At 64.2% G+C, this 18,077-nt stretch carries 16 protein-coding genes; 15 read left to right on the top strand and 1 reads right to left on the bottom strand.

Annotation, left to right across the window (positions count from 1 at the left end; translation table 11 throughout):
* Positions 1-82 precede the first annotated feature (82 nt).
* The 8 genes from eutB (at position 83) to ggt (ending at position 9,890) form a co-directional block, all read left to right on the top strand.
* Positions 83-1,087, top strand: a complete 1,005-nt coding sequence (eutB, locus tag ACTJLC_RS10320; RefSeq protein ID WP_310129653.1) for a hydroxyectoine utilization dehydratase EutB — start codon at positions 83-85, stop codon at positions 1,085-1,087.
* Complete coding sequence (locus ACTJLC_RS10325) at positions 1,084-2,085, top strand: cyclodeaminase (protein WP_073432155.1); 1,002 nt, start codon at positions 1,084-1,086, stop codon at positions 2,083-2,085. Before eutB ends, ACTJLC_RS10325 begins: the two co-directional genes overlap by 4 nt.
* Before the next feature lie 9 nt (positions 2,086-2,094).
* The gene (gene doeA, locus ACTJLC_RS10330) at positions 2,095-3,327 is read left to right on the top strand and encodes an ectoine hydrolase DoeA (protein WP_083082791.1); all 1,233 of its coding nucleotides are present in this window, start codon (positions 2,095-2,097) and stop codon (positions 3,325-3,327) included.
* 5 nt (positions 3,328-3,332) lie between these two features.
* Entirely contained in the window at positions 3,333-4,361 is a 1,029-nt protein-coding gene (gene doeB, locus ACTJLC_RS10335) for a N(2)-acetyl-L-2,4-diaminobutanoate deacetylase DoeB (RefSeq protein WP_073432157.1), read from the top strand.
* 7 nt (positions 4,362-4,368) lie between these two features.
* A complete protein-coding gene (locus tag ACTJLC_RS10340) occupies positions 4,369-4,860 on the top strand; it encodes an Lrp/AsnC family transcriptional regulator (protein WP_073432158.1) in 492 nt (163 codons plus the stop codon).
* Between the two features lie 144 nt (positions 4,861-5,004).
* Entirely contained in the window at positions 5,005-6,525 is a 1,521-nt protein-coding gene (locus ACTJLC_RS10345; protein ID WP_073432159.1) for an NAD-dependent succinate-semialdehyde dehydrogenase, read from the top strand.
* A gap of 41 nt (positions 6,526-6,566) precedes the next feature.
* A complete protein-coding gene (locus ACTJLC_RS10350; RefSeq protein WP_073432160.1) occupies positions 6,567-7,964 on the top strand; it encodes an aspartate aminotransferase family protein in 1,398 nt (465 codons plus the stop codon).
* 192 nt (positions 7,965-8,156) lie between these two features.
* Complete coding sequence (ggt, locus tag ACTJLC_RS10355) at positions 8,157-9,890, top strand: gamma-glutamyltransferase (RefSeq protein WP_073432161.1); 1,734 nt, start codon at positions 8,157-8,159, stop codon at positions 9,888-9,890.
* 136 nt (positions 9,891-10,026) lie between these two features.
* Here the strand turns inward: ggt and ACTJLC_RS10360 are convergent, their stop codons facing one another.
* Positions 10,027-11,073 (bottom strand): S1C family serine protease, encoded by a 1,047-nt coding sequence (locus ACTJLC_RS10360; protein ID WP_073432162.1) that lies wholly within the window; start codon positions 11,071-11,073, stop codon positions 10,027-10,029.
* A gap of 178 nt (positions 11,074-11,251) precedes the next feature.
* Here ACTJLC_RS10360 and ACTJLC_RS10365 point away from each other — a divergent pair, with 178 nt between their 5' ends.
* The 7 genes from ACTJLC_RS10365 to oxlT all read left to right on the top strand — a co-directional run bounded on the left by ACTJLC_RS10365 (position 11,252) and on the right by oxlT (position 18,077).
* Positions 11,252-11,644 carry a VOC family protein gene (locus ACTJLC_RS10365; protein ID WP_073432163.1) on the top strand — a complete coding sequence of 131 codons (393 nt, stop codon included), beginning with the start codon at positions 11,252-11,254 and terminating at the stop codon, positions 11,642-11,644.
* A 67-nt stretch (positions 11,645-11,711) separates the two neighbouring features.
* On the top strand, positions 11,712-12,143 hold the full coding sequence (locus ACTJLC_RS10370) for a hypothetical protein (protein ID WP_083082785.1): 432 nt from the start codon (positions 11,712-11,714) through the stop codon (positions 12,141-12,143).
* Between the two features lie 72 nt (positions 12,144-12,215).
* Complete coding sequence (locus ACTJLC_RS10375) at positions 12,216-12,839, top strand: hypothetical protein (protein WP_143326548.1); 624 nt, start codon at positions 12,216-12,218, stop codon at positions 12,837-12,839.
* A gap of 252 nt (positions 12,840-13,091) precedes the next feature.
* The gene (ppk2, locus tag ACTJLC_RS10380) at positions 13,092-14,018 is read left to right on the top strand and encodes a polyphosphate kinase 2 (protein WP_073430479.1); all 927 of its coding nucleotides are present in this window, start codon (positions 13,092-13,094) and stop codon (positions 14,016-14,018) included.
* Between the two features lie 169 nt (positions 14,019-14,187).
* The gene (locus tag ACTJLC_RS10385) at positions 14,188-14,934 is read left to right on the top strand and encodes a GntR family transcriptional regulator (protein WP_083082782.1); all 747 of its coding nucleotides are present in this window, start codon (positions 14,188-14,190) and stop codon (positions 14,932-14,934) included.
* Positions 14,935-15,061: 127 nt separating this feature from the next.
* Positions 15,062-16,672, top strand: a complete 1,611-nt coding sequence (locus ACTJLC_RS10390; RefSeq protein WP_440843793.1) for a gamma-glutamyltransferase family protein — start codon at positions 15,062-15,064, stop codon at positions 16,670-16,672.
* 109 nt (positions 16,673-16,781) lie between these two features.
* Positions 16,782-18,077, top strand: a complete 1,296-nt coding sequence (oxlT, locus tag ACTJLC_RS10395) for an oxalate/formate MFS antiporter (RefSeq protein WP_440843795.1) — start codon at positions 16,782-16,784, stop codon at positions 18,075-18,077.

An 18,077-nucleotide genomic window follows, 5' to 3' on the forward strand; every position in this document is an offset into this window, starting at 1 on the left:
TGAAGACGATGCGGCCGCAATCAGCCCACTCATGCAGGCGCGGCGGCATCGGCACCGAATCCTTTCGTGCAAGGCCGAGTTCATGTCCGTACTGTCGCTAGCCGATGTCTATCGCGCGCGTCGCCGTATCGAGGGGCGCGTCGTTCGCACGCCGCTGATCGAATCGCAGACGTTGTCGGCGGTGGCCGGTACGCAGGTCTTTCTCAAGCTGGAAACGGTGCAACCCATCGGCAGTTTCAAACTGCGCGGCGCGACCAACGCGCTCGCGCGGCTCGCTGAGCAAGGCTGCCGCCAGGTCGTCACCGCATCCACGGGCAATCATGGCCGCGCTGTCGCGCATGCGGCGCGCGCGCTGGGTATCGAGGCAACGGTGTGCATGTCGGCGCTCGTGCCCGGCAACAAGGTGGAGGCAGTGCGCTCGCTCGGCGCGCAAGTGCGCATTGTCGGCAACAGCCAGGATGACGCGGAACACGAAGCGCTGCGGCTCGTCCGCGAGGAAGGCGTTGCCTATGTGCCGCCGTTCGACGATCTGCACGTGATCGCGGGCCAGGCGACGATCGGACTCGAAATCGTCGAAGCATTGCCGGACGTCGCGAATATCGTCGTGCCGCTATCGGGCGGCGGCCTCTTTGCGGGCGTTGCATTCGCCGCTAAAAATGCGAATCGCGCGATCGGTCTGACCGGCGTGACGATGGCGCGCGGCGCCGCGATGCACGCGAGCCTCACGGCCGGCCGGCCCGTCCTCGTGGACGAAGTCGAAACGCTCGCGGATTCGCTCGGCGGCGGCATCGGCCTCGAAAACCGCTATACGTATGCGCTCACGCGCGATCTGATCGACGAGACGGTATTGCTCGACGAGGCGTCGATCGCGCGCGGCATCGTTCACGCTTACCGGCACGAGCGGCTCGTCGTGGAAGGCGCGGCGGCGGTCGGAATCGCCGCGCTGCTCGACGGCGCATTGCCGGCCGAACGCATTCAACGCGGCCCGCTCGTGCTGATCGTGACGGGCGCCAACATCGATATGAAGCTGCATCACCGCATCGTCGAATCCACGCCGGTGCAATCCGACCCGCTCAATCCTCTATGACCTCGATCACGCTCCTTGGCGAAGCGCAGCTTCGCGAACTCGTGCCGCTCGATCGCGCCGCGATCGACCAGGTGGAAGCGGCCTTTCTCGCCCTCGCCACCGAGGCCGTCGCAATGCCGCCGATCCTGCGGCTCGATCTGCCCGAACACAACGGCGAAGTGGACGTGAAAACCGCGTACCTGCCGCGCTTCGACAGTTTCGCCATCAAGGTGAGCCCCGGCTTTTTCAATAACCCGGCGCTCGGTTTGCCGAGCCTCAACGGGCTGATGCTGGTGCTTTCCGCCAAGACGGGTTTGACCGAGGCGGTGCTGCTCGACAACGGCTATCTGACCGCCGTACGCACCGCGGCCGCGGGCGCGGTCGCCGCGCGCTGGCTCGCGAGGCAGCACACGCCGCAAGTCGCGGTGCTCGGCGCCGGCGAACAGGCGCGTTTGCAGTTGCAGGCGTTGACGCTCGTGCGCCGCGTCGAACACGTGCGCGTGTGGGCGCGCAATCCCGCCAATGCGCGGCGTTTCGCCGAAGAGATGAGCGCATCGCTGGGCGTGCCCTGCGAGGTCGCGCGCGACGTTCATCACGCGTTGGCCGAGGCGGACGTAGCCATCACCACGACGCCGAGCCGCACGCCGTTGATCGAAGCGGCGCATCTGCATCCGGGTTTGCACATCACGGCAATGGGCTCGGACGCCGAACACAAGAACGAGATCGCGCCCGATGCGTTGGCGGCGGCGCGCTATATCTGCGACCGCGCGCAGCAGACGCGCGTGCTCGGCGAACTGCATCACGCGCTGAATGCGGGCACGATGCACGCCGACGCCGCCGTGACCGAACTAGGCCAGGTGATCGCCGAACAGGCCGCGGGCCGCGTCGACGATTCGGACGTGACGATCTGCGACCTGACCGGCACCGGCGCGCAGGACACCGCGATCGCGGCGCTCGCGCTGCAGCGAGCGCGCAGCGCGGGCGTGGGAACGATTTTTCGCAACGACGTGAAGGGCTGAGAGGGCACGATGGCTGAGACAACACAACTGGAACGAAAGGCGGGCGTGAGCGCACAAGCGCCGGTCGTGCGTTTGCCGTTCGAGCGGGCCGAATACGCCACGCGTATCGGCAAGACGCGCAAGGCGATGCAGGCTGCGGGGATCGAATTGCTGATCGTGTCGGACCCGACCAACATGGCGTGGCTGACCGGTTACGACGGCTGGTCGTTCTATGTGCATCAATGCGTGCTGCTGGCGCTCGACGGCGAGCCGGTCTGGTTCGGCCGCGGCCAGGACGCCAATGGCGCGAAGCGCACGGTGTTCATGCAGCACGAGCAGATCATCGGTTACCCGGATCATTACGTGCAGTCCGCCGAGCGTCACCCGATGGACTATCTGGCGCGTGAGGTGATCGAGTCGCGCGGCTGGGGCGCGTTGAAGATCGGCGTGGAAATGGACAACTACTATTTCAGCGCCGCCGCCTATCGCTCGCTCGTCAATCATTTGCCGAAGGCGCAATGGCGCGATGCGACCGCGCTGGTCAACTGGCAGCGCGCGGTGAAGTCGCCGCGCGAGATCGAATACATGCGGGTCGCCGCCCGCATCGTCGAGAAGATGCACGCGCATATCGTCGAGCGTATCGAGCCCGGCATGCGCAAGAACGATCTGGTGGCCGAGATCTACTCGGCGGGGATTACGGGTGTGGACGAACATGGCGGCGACTATCCGGCCATCGTGCCCTTGCTGCCGACCGGCGCGGACGCCGCCGCCCCGCATCTGACGTGGGACGACACGCCGTTCGCGAGGAACGCCGGCACCTTCTTCGAAATCGCCGGCTGCTTCAAGCGCTACCACTGCCCGCAGTCGCGCACCGTGTATCTCGGCAAGCCGCCGAAGCATTTCATCGAAGGCGAACGCGCGGTAATCGAGGGCATCGAAGCCGGGCTTGCCGCGGCCAAACCCGGCAATACCTGCGAGGACATCGCCAACGCCTTCTTCGCGATGCTGCACAAATACGGCATCGAAAAGAACAGCCGTTGCGGCTATCCGATCGGCGCGAGCTATCCGCCGGACTGGGGCGAGCGCACGATGAGCCTGCGCCCCGGGGACAAGACCGTCCTCGAACCCGGCATGACGTTCCACTTCATGCCGGGCCTGTGGCTCGACGATTGGGGACTCGAAATCACCGAAAGCATCCTGATTACCGAGACCGGCGTCGAGACGTTTTGCAACACGCCGCGCAAGCTGTTCGTGAAGGAGTAGCGCACATGCGGGCATCACCCATTCAGCCGACGGTCGATTTCGATGCCGACGGCGAACAGCACGGTTTTCTGAAGCTGCCGTATTCGCACGATGCGTCCGCATGGGGCGCGGTAATGATCCCGATCAGCGTGATTCGCAATGGCGCGGGCCCCACGGCGCTGCTCACCGGCGGCAATCACGGCGACGAGTACGAAGGGCCGATCGCGTTGTCGAAGCTCGCCGCGACGCTGAAGGCGGCTGACGTGAAGGGCCGCGTGATCATCGTGCCGTTCATGAACTACCCGGCGTTTCGCGCGGGCAGCCGCACGTCGCCGATCGACCGCGGCAATCTGAATCGCAGTTTTCCGGGCAAGCCGGACGGCACGGTCACCGAGAAAATCGCGGACTATTTCCAGCGCTACCTGTTGCCGCTCGCGGACTACGTGCTCGATCTGCACGCGGGCGGCCGCACGCTCGACTTCGTGCCGTTCGCCGCGATTCACGTGCTGGCCGACGCACGCCAGCAGGCGCAGTGCGAGGCGGCGATGCGCGCGTTCGGCGCGCCGTATTCGATGCGGATGCTCGAACTCGATAGCGTGGGCCTGTTCGATACGGCGGTGGAAGAGGCGGGCAAGGTGTTCGTGTCGACCGAACTCGGCGGCGGCGGAACCGCGACGGCGCAAAGCGTGGCGGTGGCCTCGCGCGGCGTGCAAGGCTTTCTGCTGAATGCGGGCATTCTCGATCGGCGTAAGGCAGCGGACCGGCACACTCCTCGCACCACCACGCTGCTCGATATGCCCGACGGCTCGTGCTATACGACCAGCGAACATGACGGCCTGCTGGAGATGTGCAAGGACCTCGGTGACATGGTCGAAAGCGGCGAACTGATCGCGCGGATTTACGACGCGTCGCGCACGGGCGTCGCGCCCGTTGAATATCGCGCGCGCCGCAGCGGCCTGCTCGCGGCGCGGCATTTTCCCGGGCTCGTGCGGATCGGCGATACGGTGGCGGTGGTGGCGGATGTCGTCGAGCGCGGCATACCGGTGAACGTTTGATCGCGCGATGAAACTCGACCGCTACGACCTCGCGATTCTGCGCATCCTCGCGCGCGACGGACGCATCACCAAGTCGCGTCTCGCCGAGGAAATCAATCTGTCGATTTCGCCGGCGTGGGAGCGCGTCAAACGTCTTGAAGAGAGCGGCGTGATTCGCGGCTACCGCGCGGATATCGATTGGGTGCGCGCGTTCAAGGGCAGCCGCGTGGTGGTTGAAGTGACGCTCGCGCGGCATACCGCGCAGGACATGCGGCGCTTCGAGGAACGCGTGAGCGCGGCGTCCGAAGTCGTGCAATGCCATGCGACGGGCGGCGGCGTCGATTATGTGATGCACGTGATGTCGCGCGACATCGATCACTATCAGCGCTTCATCGATTCGCTGCTGACCGACGAGCTAGGCATCGAAAAGTACTTCACGTATATCGTCACCAAGGTGGTGAAGAGCATGCCGGAAGGCTTGCCGGATTGGGCGGACGAAGCCGTTGGCGAAAGCGGTTGAAGCAGCGCGGCGGCATGGCCCGAAATTCACCACACGCCACGGCGAAATCCAGAAAAAACCCGCACCTGTGGACGCCGGAACCAAAAAAACCGCCTCGCTGCGGAACGTACAGTGACAGACATACATCGCACACAGGAGGTCGTCATGTTGCTGGGTCATCCGGTTCTCTTCAAGTCGCTGTGCTACGTCGACGGACGCTGGGTGCACAGCGCCAGCGCCACCAGCGTCGCCGTGCTCAATCCCGCCGATCAGCGGATACTCGGCCACGTGCCGATGCTCGACGCGTCGCAGATCACCGAAGCCGTCGACGCCGCGCAACGCGCGTTCTCGACGTGGCGCTGGCTGCCGGTCGCAAAACGGTCCGCGCTGCTGCTGCGCTGGCATGAACTGATCCTGCGGCATCAGCATGATCTGGCCGCGATTCTGTCGCTCGAACAGGGCAAGCCGCTGGCGGAAGCACGCGGTGAAATCGCTTATGGCGCGAGTTTCGTCGAGTGGTTCGCGCATGAAGTGCGGCGTTTGAACGGCCGCACGATTCCCACGCATATCGACGGCGCGCAACTCGGCACCATGATCGAACCGGTCGGCGTGGCCGCGTTGATCACGCCGTGGAATTTCCCCTGCGCGATGATTACGCGCAAGGCGGCCGCCGCGCTGGCGGCGGGTTGCACCGTCGTCGTGAAGCCCGCGCACGAAACGCCGTTCTCGGCATTGGCGCTTGCGCAACTCGCGGAAGAAGCGGGCTTTCCGGCAGGCGTCTTCAACGTCGTGCTCGGCGAGCCGCACATGGCGATGGAAACGCTGGTGAGCGATACGCGGGTGCGTTCGGTGAGCTTCACCGGTTCGACGCGCGTCGGTTCGCTGGTCATGCAGACGGCGGCGAAAGCGGGCATCAAGAAAACAGCGCTGGAGCTGGGCGGCAACGCGCCCTTCATCGTGACCGAAGACGCCGACCTAGACCAGGCTGTGCGCGTGGCGATCGCCGCGAAGTTTCAAACCTCGGGGCAGGACTGCTGCGCGGCGAATCGCATTTTCGTCGCGCGTGCGGTGTATGAAGCATTCGTCACGCAATACAGCGACGCCGTGAAAAAACTCAACGTGGGCGCGGCATTCGAAGCCAACGTGGACGTCGGCCCGCTCATGCATCAGGCCGCTTTCGACGCCACCGCGGCGCGCGTGGCGGACGCCAGCGCGAAGGGCGCGCGCATCACCGTGGGCGGCGCCGCGCATGAACGCGGCGGCTGGTTCTTCCAGCCGACCGTGGTCGCCGACGCCGCGCCCGGCATGCGCATCTACGACGAGGAAAACTTCGCGCCGATCTCGGCCGTCTCGCCGTTCGATTCGCTCGATGAAGTGATCGAACGCGCGAACGATACCGAATACGGGCTCGCCGCCTACGTGTGCGCGAGAGACCTCAACACGGTGTTTCAACTGATTCGCCGCCTCGACTTCGCGATGGTCTCCGTGAACGGCGTGAAGTTTACCGGCGCGCCGATTCCGTTCGGCGGCATGAAGGCATCCGGCCTCGGCCGCGAGGGCGGGGCCGAGGGCTTCGAGCCGTTCGTCGAGACGCGCTATTTCTGCCTCGGCCAACTCGGCTTGCCGGTGACCGACAGCATGCCCGCTCACCGCACGAACACCGCGCCGCACGCGGCAGCGGCCTGAACCCGCACAACGCATTCAACGATTCAACGAAGGAGCTTTCCATGACCCAACTCGACCAACTCTTCGACGCCGACCGCGCGCATTTCATGCACCCTTCCACGCACGCTCACGACCATGCGAGCGGCGCGCTGCCGGGCCGCATCGTGACGGGCGCGAAAGGCGTCCGCATCGAAGACCACCAGGGCAAGTCGTATATCGACGCGTTCGCGGGCCTGTATTGCGTGAACATCGGCTACGGCCGCACCGAAGTCGCCGAAGCGATCTACGAGCAGGCGAAGAAGCTTGCCTACTATCACACCTATGTCGGCCATTCGACCGACACGATCATCGAACTGTCGTCGCGCATCATCGACTGGGCGCCGCAGGGCATGAAGAAGGTGTACTACGGCCTGTCCGGTTCGGACGCCAACGAAACGCAGATCAAGCTCGTCTGGTACTACAACAACGTCAAGGGCCGGCCGAACAAGAAGAAGGTCATCTCGCGCCAGCGCGGCTATCACGGCTCGGGCATCGTCACGGGCAGCCTGACCGGCTTGCCGAGTTTTCATCAATGTTTCGACTTGCCGATCGAGCGCGTCAAACATACGGTGTGCCCGCATTGGTATCGGCATGCGCCCGCCGGCATGAACGAGGCGCAGTTCGTCGCGTATTGCGTCGAGGAACTGGAGAAGCTGATCGCGCAGGAGGGCGCCGATACGATCGCCGCCTTCATCGCCGAACCGGTGATGGGCACGGGCGGCATCCTGCCGCCGCCGGCCGGTTACTGGGCGGCGGTCCAGCAGGTCTTGAAGAAGCACGACATTCTGCTGATCTGCGATGAAGTGGTGTGCGGTTTCGGCCGGCTCGGTTCGAAGATGGGCGCGCAGCACTACGGCATCACGCCGGATCTGATCACGGTGGCGAAGGGCTTGACCAGTGCTTATGCGCCGCTGTCGGGCGTGATCGTCAGCGAAGGGGTGTGGGACGTGATCGACAAGGCTTCGCAGGAATTCGGCGCGATGGGTCACGGCTGGACCTATTCGGGTCATCCGATTTGCGCGGCCGCGGCGCTGGCGAACCTCGATATTCTCGAACGCGAGAACCTCACGCAGAACGCGGCGCAAACGGGCGCGTATCTGCTCGAACAACTGCATGCCGCATTCGACTCGCATCCGCTCGTCGGCGAAGTGCGCGGCGCGGGCATGCTGGCCGCGCTCGAATTCATGGCCGACAAGGACGGGCGTCGGCCTTTCGCCGCGGCGTTGAAGGTGGGTCCGCGCGTCTCGGCCGCCGCGTTGGAGCGCGGCTTGATTGCGCGCGCGATGCCGCACGGCGACATCCTCGGCTTCGCGCCGCCGCTCGTCACCTCGCGCAGCGAGGTGGATGAGATCGTGAAGCTCGCGCGCGCGGCGGTGGATGAAGTCGCTGCGCAGGTGCTCACGCCGGCGGCTTCGGCTTAAGCGGCATGCCCGGTTGGCAGCCTGGCGGCGGCTAACCGAGGCGGGCCCCTGAACCCGGCTAACAGCACGCCCGTTTGTGTACCGCGCATTGCAACTACGGAATGCACGGCTTCGCAAACGGGCGCTTCGCATGTTATAAGCCCAAGACAGCTTTCGTGACCGTCCGATGAAAGAGTCTTGGGGGGATATGCAATGAAGTTGTTCGGCAACGCCAAATCGTCCGCCAGTGCATTCGCGCTGGTCGCACTCGTTTCCCTTTCCACCGGCTTTCTCGAGGCCACGCCGGCCGTCGCGAAGCCGCCCGCGAAAGCCCAGCCCGCCGTACTCACCGCGTCCGCCATTGCGGTCGCGGACAAATATAGCGCCGACGCCGCCGAGCAGATTTTCAAGGAAGGCGGCAATGCCGTGGACGCGGCGGTTGCCATCGCCTTCACGCTGGCCGTGACGTATCCCGAAGCCGGCAACATCGGCGGCGGCGGCTTCATGACGCTTTATGTCGACGGCAAGCCGTACTTCCTCGACTATCGCGAGCGCGCACCGCTGGCCGCGACCAAGAACATGTATCTCGACGACAAGGGCGAGGTCATCAAGGGCATGAGCCTGTACGGCTATCGCGCGGTGGGCGTGCCGGGCACGGTCGACGGCATGTGGCAGGCGCAGCGCCGCTTCGGCAAGCTCAAATGGAAGCAGGTGCTGGCGCCGGCCATCCACTATGCGCGCGACGGTTTCGAGGTGAGCCAGCAATTGCAGAAACGCCGCGACGACGCGGCTAAAGAGTTCGCCGGCAAGACCAACTTCGACACCTACTTCGGCAATCTGAAAGAGGGCGTCAACTTCAAGCAACCCGATCTCGCCGCCGTGCTGCAGCGCATTTCCGATCAGGGAGCGAAAGACTTCTATCAAGGCAAGACGGCGGATCTGATCGCGGAGTCCATGCGCGGCCACGGCCTGATCACGAAGGCCGATCTGCAACAGTACAAGGCCGTGTGGCGTCAACCGATCCAGGCCGACTGGAAGGGCTATCGCGTGTACACCGCGCCGCCGCCGAGCTCGGGCGGCATCGGGCTCGTGCAACTGCTGAAGATGAAGGCCGACCTCGCATCCGACTTCAAGGACGTGCCGCACAATTCCGCGCAATACATCCATCTGATCGCGGAAATCGAAAAGCGCGTGTTCGCCGACCGCGCGCAATATCTCGGCGATCCCGACTTCTACAAGGTGCCGGTCGCGCAATTGACCGACGAGGCGTATATCGCCAAACGCGCCGCCGAAGTCAATCCGAAGGAGCCGTCGGACACGAAGAGCGTGCAGCCGGGTCTGGGCACCTCGATGCCGGAGAAGGCGGAAACCACGCATTTCTCGGTGGTCGACAAGTGGGGTAATGCGGTGGCGAACACGTACACCATCAACGGCTATTTCGGCTCGGGCGTGGTGGCGGATCGCACCGGCATCGTGCTGAACGACGAAATGGACGACTTCTCCGCGAAGCCGGGCGTCGCCAACATGTTCGGCGTGGTGGGCAGCGACGCGAATTCGATCGAACCGAAGAAGCGCCCGCTTTCCTCGATGAGCCCGACGATTCTGACGAAGGACGGCAAGGTGTCGCTCGTGATCGGCACGCCGGGCGGCTCGCGCATCTTCACGTCGATCTTCCAGGTGATCAACAACGTCTACGACTTCAATATGCCGTTGAAGGAAGCGGTTGGCGCGATGCGTTTCCATCACCAGTTGCTGCCGCCGAACACGATTTTCACGGAGTCGTATAAGCCGATCGACGGCGACCTTGCCAAGGAGGTCGAAGCCAAGGGCTATACGCTGAAGCAGCAGGGTTTCAACGGCGATATTCAGGCGATCAGAATCGACGGCGACACGCCGGAAGCGGCGGCCGATCCGCGCGGCCGTGGCGTGACGCGGGTGATTCAGTAAGCGGGCTCGCGCATGGCGGGCGGCGCGTCTCGATGGACGCGCCGTATCAAGACGAAGACGGAGACGAAAAAGCCTGGCCTGGCGCCCGAACCGATCGAGCGCCGGGCTTTTTTTCGTCTACGGGAAGCCCATCGCGTCAACTCACCTGTTCGACCGGCGTCAACGTCAATTCGACCCGCTGCGCGCCGCGCAGCACCGTCACGTTGACGGGCTTGTCGATACGCGACGCGTCGAGCGCGCGTTGCAGGCTGTCCACGTCGGGCACGGCAAGCGTGTCGATCGCGACGATCGTATCGTCGGTGCGCAGGCCGCCGAGCGCGGCCGGACTGCCCTTGACGATCTCCATGACGTGTACGCCGCTTTCCAGGCTCAAGCCGAAATAGCGCTGCACGCGGCGCGACAGCGGCGTCGTGGTGCCGGCCACGCCGATATAGGCGCGCCGCACGCGGCCGTGCGCGAAGATCTGCATGATGACCCACTTGGCGGTATCGATCGCGGTGGCGAAGCAGATCGCCTGCGCGCCCGGAATGATCGCGGTATTCACGCCGATCACTTGCCCCGCCGAATTGATCAGCGGACCCCCCGAATTGCCGGGATTGAGCGCCGCGTCGGTCTGGATCACGTCATAGATCATGCGGCCCGAGTTCGAGCGCAGCGAGCGCCCGAGCGCCGAGACCACGCCGGTCGTCACCGTTTGCGCGAGGCCGAGCGGATTGCCGACGGCGATCGCTATTTGCCCCACGCGCAGCTTCGACGATTCGCCCAGTTCGACGTGCGGCAACGGTTCCGGCGAGCCGATGCGCAACACGGCCAGATCGCTGCCGGGGTCGTCGCCGACCAGATCGGCGTCGAATTTCGCGCCGTCCGCGAGCGTCACCTGAATGTGCGTCGCGCCGTGCACGACGTGGCTGTTGGTGAGCAGATAGCCGTCGGGCGTGAACAGAAAGCCCGAGCCGGTGCCGCCGCGCGCGCCGCGTCTGTCGCGCGCGGACGGCTCGCCGGGCAGCCGGCGTTCGACGGCAATGAAGGCGACCGCCTGCTGCACGCGTTCCAGCGCGCCGATCACGGTGCGGGAATAGGCGTCGAGCAGCGCGTCGTCGGATAAGGGGTTGAGTGGATTCGGCCCGGGGGCGTCGGATGCGGCGCGCGACAGGTCATCGATGAAGCGTGGACGGCTTCCCATGGCGATGCTCCGGATAAACAGGCATGCAGATGCGGGGCGGGGCCAGGGTTTTCAAGTGCGGCGCGAGGCGGCGCGTGCCGGCGTGGCTATGAGACACTTTCCCCAAGGCACACGCCGGACACCCTGCCCGCAGGTCGCAGTCACGAGCCGCGCCGCGAACCCAAGGAGACAAGCCGCCATGAACTCACCTTCGACGCCATCGAGCGCGCCGGCCGAACCACGGATCGAATCGCTCAGCGCGATCACGCTCGCCACCGCCGACATGCCGCGCGCCGTGCTGTTTTATCAGGCGCTCGGCTTTCCGATGAACTACGGTGGGCCGCAGGCGGCGTTTACATCGTTCGCGTTCGGCGGTTCGTATCTGAACCTGATTCTCGACACACGCGCGCCGGTCGCCTGGTGGGGCCGCGTGATCGTCCACGTGTCGGACGTCGACGCGCTCTACCGCAAGGCGCTCGCGGCGGGATTGAAGCCCTCGCTCGAACCCTCCGATGCGTCGTGGGGCGAGCGCTATTTCCACATCACCGATCCTGACGGCCACGAACTCAGCTTCGCGAGACCGCTGCGCTAGCGCTCGGGCACTCGCAATCCGGTGTGCGTGGGGACGAACACCTCTCGTTTGGGTCGGTGCGCATGTCATGGCGCAATTCCATGCACGCTTATCCGGGGCCGAAAGCGCGGTACGGGCGGCGAGCAGGATCACGGCGGGCACAATCAAATCGAGGGGACGCAAATGTTCGGCTGCCTTCACCACTATCAGTTGTCTCGGTTCGGGCAGCGAGTTGCAAAATGGTTTTCTGGCGGGCTTGACTGTCTGGCAAGCGGAAAAGGCGCGTATCGACGGGCTGCGGTTTTGGCACGAAGTCGCACCGGTTGAAGGTTTCCCGTCGAGCGCCACTGTTTCCCACATTCATCCGCTTGGATTGGTAGGAAATTTTAAGGTGGCAGCGGAGTTGATTACGCTCGAGATGCTGAATGCCGTGGATCCGGCCGGATCAGTCGAATATCACCGGCAGATCCTGCCATATTTGAACAAATACGCGAAAGGGTATGCAATCATTGGGCCATAACTCGCAGCGTGAATCCGGTAGCAGATACGGGAGATGTTGCAGCTGTGACTCAACAGATCAACGGAGGACAAAATGGACATGCCGAAAGACTCATTGCGTACAACAGAGTTGCACCGATTTTGGGGCTTCCGCAAGAAACGAATTAAACGTTTTTTGGAATGCCTTGCTTGCTGCCTTTTGCTTTCGTCCGCCTCGTTGGCTAATGCCAACGGAGACGAACGTGCTGTCTGCCCCGCTGTATCGCCATCCATGGGTGTATTTTCCGCAGAGAAAATATACAAAAACTCGGTCGTTTCGATCGAAAAGAACGATGCAGATCACACGATAAACTTATCGATTTACCGACCGAATTCGAACGACTGCGAAAAGACTGTCTTCGCGAAATACTCTATAGAAGGCGGAGCGCCGAATGTCGACTCCCTGTTTTTCATGAATCTCGATGGCAAGCCAAATATTTTCACCATTGTTCATTGGGATGTAAATTCTCGCGGAATCGGTACATACGGAAAATACTACCAAATATTTGCATATACCTCGGACGAACAAGGCCGACTGATCGAAAATAAGAGGGTGGTCGACAACAGCGCAATGACCGGAATGGATGGCTATCAAGAGGGAGAGCAAACCTTGTTTCCCTATAAGACTGCAGGCGCCGTGAAATCCTTCTTCAAGTGCAATAAGGCAAAGTGCAAGTAATATTTCATTTCTCGAACCGAACCGTAGACCCGTGCTGAATCTGTCACTCGCCACGCGGCGCACCTAGCGCAAAAAGGCCGAGCGGCCGATTCAACGCACCACCAACGCCACCACCAACGCCACCACCAACGCCACCACCAATACGCCGCCGCGGCGGTAACATGGATGACACTTGGCGCTTCGATAATCGAGCGCGTCCGCGTCGCGCTTGCCGACGCGCGCTTAACCGTTTCCGTTGCCAGGAGAGCCGCAATGAAAGAGCAGGATCCGAGACCTGAAGCCGAGATGCTGGCAGAGCGGCAACGCCGTTTCGAGGAGGACCTCATCGATGCGTACGACGAGGAACTCGAAATGGAGGTCGACGACCGCATCATCGACGGCGCCGAAGGCTTCACGCTCGAGCATCGCGAGGCGCGCAAGATGTATTTCCGCGAACTGTTCCGGCTGCAAGGCGAACTCGTCAAGCTGCAGGACTGGATCGTGCAGACCGGCCATCGCCTCGTCGTGATTTTCGAGGGACGCGACGCGGCCGGCAAGGGCGGCGCGATCAAGCGCATCACGCAACGGCTCAATCCGCGGGTCTGCCGCGTGGCGGCGCTGCCCGCGCCGAACAACCGTGAACGCACGCAATGGTATTTCCAGCGCTATGTTTCGCATCTGCCGGCGGGCGGCGAAATGGTGCTGTTCGATCGTAGCTGGTACAACCGCGCGGGCGTCGAACGCGTGATGAATTTTTGCAGCGAGGAAGAGTACGAAGAGTTTTTCCGCTCGGTGCCCGAATTCGAAAAGATGCTGGCGCGAAGCGGCGTGCAGATTCTCAAATACTGGTTTTCGATCACCGACGAAGAACAGGAACTGCGTTTCCAGAACCGCATTCGCGATCCGCTGAAGCAGTGGAAGCTGAGTCCGATGGATCTGGAAAGCCGGCGCCGCTGGGAAGCGTACACGCTCGCCAAGGAAGTCATGCTGCAGCGTTCGCACATTCCCGAGGCGCCGTGGTGGGTCGTGCAGGCGGTCGACAAGAAGCGCGCGCGCCTGAACTGCATTCATCATCTGCTGAGCCAGGTGCCGTATCACGAGATCGAGCATCCGCGTGTCGAATTGCCCGACCGGGTCTATCACGACGAATACAGCCGCCAGCCGGTGCCGGAGTCGATGATCGTGCCCGAGGTGTATTGAGCGTTGAGCGCGCACGGCTCGCTTGCCGCCGGAAAGGCGCGCGAAGCGGGCGGGGTTGGCCGACAATGCGATGTCGGCCCGCGGCGGCGGATTTAATTTCCGTTGACGGATGTTTTGGGGCTGACCGATAGTCTTGGCCCGAAAGGTCCGTTAATTCCAGGCTCCGTGCGTGAACAACACAACCCGCTCTTCCTCATCGCGCGCTGACCATGTCTATTTCAGCGTGCGCGACGATATCTTCGACATGCGTCTCTTGCCCGGCGACCGGCTGACGGAAGGCAGCATCGCCGAGCGTTTCGGCGTGTCGCGCACACCCGCGCGCGAGGCGCTGCAGCGCCTGCAAAGCGACGGCCTGATGCGCGGCTACGTGCGCGGCGGCTGGGAAGTCGTGCCGATCGATTTCAAGCGTTTCGAAGACCTGTACGAGATGCGCAAGCTGATCGAAACCTTCGCGGTGGGCCGGCTGGTTGCCGCCGACATGTCGTTATCCGGCAGCGTGCAGCAGATGCTCGACCGGCTCGACGCCGTCTGGAACGTGCCCCGCGCCGAGCGTATCCGCGAGGGCTGCGAGATGGTGGCGCTCGACGAAGCCTTCCACCAGGCGCTCGTCATCGCCGCCGACAACTCGGAACTGAGCGCCGCGATGCAGCGCGTGACCGACCGCATCCGCGTGGTGCGGCGGCTCGATCTCGTCTACGGCGACTGCATCGACGACACCTACGACGAGCACATCGCGATTCTCGACGCGATCCGCCATCGCGAGACGGAGCGCAGCGTCGCCTTGATCGGGCGTCATATAGAAGGCAGCCGCGCCGAAGTGCGCAGCCTGACCGCCGAACGCCTGCAACGCGCCCGCACTGCAATGGAGCCGCACGGCGCTCCGTATGCACCACCCAGGTTGCGGCGCACCACCTAGGGTCATCCCTTAGTCATCCCGATTTGCCCCAAAGCCCTATGTAGCGGACGTTTCAGTCCGCGATGCGGATTGGCATGGTTTTCGCATAACTGCACGCCATGTATACAAGCAAACTTCTGCCGGAAATATGTCAGCCGACTATCTGAATTCGACCCGCGGAACCCGCGGCATGGCGGTCGCGCCGCATGCGCTCGCCGCGCAGAGCGCCCACGCGATCCTGCGCGACGGCGGCAACGCGGTCGAAGCGATGATCGGCGCCGCCGCGACGATCGCGGTTGTCTATCCGCACATGAACAGCATCGGCGGCGACGGTTTCTGGCTGATCGCGCGCCCCGGCGCCGCGCCCGTGGGCATCGAGGCATGCGGCGCGGCGGCGCTCGCCGCCACGATCGATGAATACCGTTCGCGCGGCCTTGCCGCGATTCCGACGCGCGGTCCGCTCGCGGCGAACACCGTGGCCGGCACCGTGTCGGGCTGGCAGCTCGCGCATCGCTGGTCGACGGACATGCTCGGCGGCAAAGTGCCGGTCAAGCGTTTGCTGGAAGACGCGATCCATTACGCGAGGCACGGTGTGCCGGTCACGCGCAGCCAGTCGCAGTGCGTGGCGAGCCGGCTCGACGAATTGCGTCCGGTTGCGGGCTTCGCCGAAACCTTTCTGCACGACGATCGCGCGCCCGCTACCGGCGAGCGTTTCGTTGCGCCGCGCCTCGCCGCCAGCCTGGAGCGTCTCGCCGACGCCGGTCTCGACGACTTTTATCGCGGCGACCTCGCCCGCGGCATCGCGGTCGATCTGCAATCGGCCGGCTCGCTGCTGACGCTCGCGGATCTCGAACGACACGAGGCGCGGCTGCGCACCCCGCTTGCGCTCAAGCACTCGCTCGGCACGATCTACAACATGCCGCCGCCCACGCAAGGACTCGTCTCGCTGCTAATTCTCGGCACGCTCGACCGCGTGTTGACGCAGGACATGGACCCGCTCGGTCCCGAGTTCGTGCATGCCTGCGTGGAGGCGACCAAGCTGGCCTTCGCCGTGCGCGATACCGGGATCACCGATCCCGACCACATGCGCGCGGATCCGCGCGCGCTGCTCGAACCGGCGGCGCTCGACGCAATGGCCGCGCGCATCTCGCCGACGCAGGCCGCGCCGTGGGGCGCGGGGCGTGGGCCGGGCGACACGGTGTGGCTCGGCGTCACCGATAGCGACGGCGTGTCGGTGAGCTTCATCCAGAGCATTTATCACGAGTTCGGCAGCGGCATCGTGCTGCCGGGGTCGGGCATCAACTGGCAGAACCGCGGCTGCAGTTTCTCGCTCGACGAGCGCGCGCTGAATCCGCTGATGCCGCTGCGCCGACCCTTCCATACGCTGAACCCGGCGCTCGCGCGTTTCGACGACGGCCGCACGATGGTGTACGGAAACATGGGCGGCGACGGTCAGCCGCAATCGCAAAGCGCGGTGTTCTCGCGCATCGCCAACTTCGGCTGGAATCCGCAAGCTGCGATCGACGCGCCGCGCTGGCTGCTCGGCCGCACGTGGGGCCAGTCGACCGACACGCTCAAGCTGGAGGCGCGCTTTGCGCCCGGCACCGTGGCGCGGCTCGAAGCGCTCGGTCACGAGGTCGAGACGATGCAGGCTTACGACGAAGCAATGGGCCATGCCGGCGCAATCGTCCGGTATCCCGATGGACTTATCGAAGCGGGCCACGATCCGCGCAGTGACGGGGTTGCCGCGGGCTGGTAAAAGCACGCGCGCTTTTTTTCAATCGAACCGCAGGTCCGGCCTATCGGCACGGAGGACGCCGCACGTTTGCCGTTTTCCGGCAGGCATGCGCTCGGTAACTGGAGTCATCATGACCACACGCTCTCAACCCATGACATCCGCGGACATCGGGAACGTCTCGACCTCCGCCGCGCACAACCGCTGGCTTCAGCTCGGACTCGGTCTCGTCTGCATGATGGCGATTTCGAGCCCGCAATACGTCTGGACGCTGATGACCAAACCGCTCGCCGCGAAACTGGGCGTCGCGCTGCCGGAACTGCAAGTGACGTTCTCGCTGCTGATCATTCTGCAAACTTTCTTCTCGCCGTTCCAGGGCAAGCTGATCGACCGCTTCGGTCCGCGCATGCTGATCTCGATCGGCACCGTGATGTCGGGCCTGAGCTGGGTGCTGGCCGCGCAGGTGCAAAGCGCGCCGATGCTCTATCTGACTTATGGCGTGGTCGGCGGCTTGGGCACCGGCATCGTCTATGTCGGCGTGGTGGGTTTGATGGTGCGCTGGTTCCCGAAGCAGCGCGGCTTCGCGGCGGGCGCGGTGGCGGCCGGCTACGGCATGGGCGCGATCGTCACGACCTTTCCGATCGCCACGTCGCTGCAGGCGCGCGGCATCGACGCCACGTTGTGGACGTTCGGCATTGCGTTCGCGCTGGTCGGCTTGCTGGCCTCGCAAGGATTGCGCGTGCCGCCTTCGCACGAAAGCGTCGCCGCGAGCGCGGCCGGTTCCGGCGCATCGGCCGTGGCGAATCTGCGTCCTTCGCAAACGCTCAAGACGCCCGTGTTCTGGCTGATGTTCGCGATGATGACCATGATGTCCACCTCGGGCCTGATGGTCACCTCGCAAATGGCCACCTTCGCCGCCGACTTCGGCGTGACCAAGGTGCTCGTGTTCGGCATGGCGGCGCTGCCGCTCGCGCTGACCATCGACCGCTTCACCAACGGCCTCACGCGGCCGCTGTTCGGCTGGGTGTCCGACAAGGTCGGCCGTGAAAACACGATGTTCTTCGCGTTCGCGCTCGAAGGCGTGGCGATGGCGCTGTGGCTCCTCACCCGCGAAAACGCGGTGCTGTTCGTGCTGCTGTCGGGCGTGGTGTTCTTCGGCTGGGGCGAGATTTTTTCGCTGTTCCCCTCGACGCTGACCGACACCTTCGGCACCCGTCACGCCACCGAGAACTACGGCTGGCTGTACATCTCGCAAGGCATCGGTTCGATCTTCGGCGGCCCGCTGGCGGCGCTGATGCACCAGCACGCCGGAAGCTGGGTGCCGGTGTTCGCCACCGCGATCACGCTCGATATCGTGACCGCGCTGCTCGCGATTGCCGTGCTCAAGCCGATGCGCCGCCGCTTTCTCGCCACGCCGCGCGGTCTTTGA

It is taken from the genome of Paraburkholderia sp. 22099, assembly GCF_052045835.1.
Lineage (GTDB): Bacteria > Pseudomonadota > Gammaproteobacteria > Burkholderiales > Burkholderiaceae > Paraburkholderia > Paraburkholderia terricola.

What these genes read in the sequence shown, in the direction of transcription:
- ACTJLC_RS10390 (WP_440843793.1), top strand. Translation starts at nt 15,062, where the DNA reads ATGTCAGCCGACTATCTGAATTCGACCCGCGGAACCCGCGGCATGGCG.
- ACTJLC_RS10375 (WP_143326548.1), top strand. Translation starts at nt 12,216, where the DNA reads ATGGACATGCCGAAAGACTCATTGCGTACAACAGAGTTGCACCGATTT.
- ggt (WP_073432161.1), top strand. Translation starts at nt 8,157, where the DNA reads ATGAAGTTGTTCGGCAACGCCAAATCGTCCGCCAGTGCATTCGCGCTG.
- ACTJLC_RS10365 (WP_073432163.1), top strand. Translation starts at nt 11,252, where the DNA reads ATGAACTCACCTTCGACGCCATCGAGCGCGCCGGCCGAACCACGGATC.
- ACTJLC_RS10350 (WP_073432160.1), top strand. Translation starts at nt 6,567, where the DNA reads ATGACCCAACTCGACCAACTCTTCGACGCCGACCGCGCGCATTTCATG.
- ACTJLC_RS10360 (WP_073432162.1), bottom strand. Translation starts at nt 11,073, where the DNA reads ATGGGAAGCCGTCCACGCTTCATCGATGACCTGTCGCGCGCCGCATCC.
- ACTJLC_RS10340 (WP_073432158.1), top strand. Translation starts at nt 4,369, where the DNA reads ATGAAACTCGACCGCTACGACCTCGCGATTCTGCGCATCCTCGCGCGC.
- ppk2 (WP_073430479.1), top strand. Translation starts at nt 13,092, where the DNA reads ATGAAAGAGCAGGATCCGAGACCTGAAGCCGAGATGCTGGCAGAGCGG.
- ACTJLC_RS10345 (WP_073432159.1), top strand. Translation starts at nt 5,005, where the DNA reads ATGTTGCTGGGTCATCCGGTTCTCTTCAAGTCGCTGTGCTACGTCGAC.
- doeB (WP_073432157.1), top strand. Translation starts at nt 3,333, where the DNA reads ATGCGGGCATCACCCATTCAGCCGACGGTCGATTTCGATGCCGACGGC.
- doeA (WP_083082791.1), top strand. Translation starts at nt 2,095, where the DNA reads ATGGCTGAGACAACACAACTGGAACGAAAGGCGGGCGTGAGCGCACAA.
- oxlT (WP_440843795.1), top strand. Translation starts at nt 16,782, where the DNA reads ATGACCACACGCTCTCAACCCATGACATCCGCGGACATCGGGAACGTC.
- eutB (WP_310129653.1), top strand. Translation starts at nt 83, where the DNA reads ATGTCCGTACTGTCGCTAGCCGATGTCTATCGCGCGCGTCGCCGTATC.
- ACTJLC_RS10370 (WP_083082785.1), top strand. Translation starts at nt 11,712, where the DNA reads ATGGCGCAATTCCATGCACGCTTATCCGGGGCCGAAAGCGCGGTACGG.
- ACTJLC_RS10325 (WP_073432155.1), top strand. Translation starts at nt 1,084, where the DNA reads ATGACCTCGATCACGCTCCTTGGCGAAGCGCAGCTTCGCGAACTCGTG.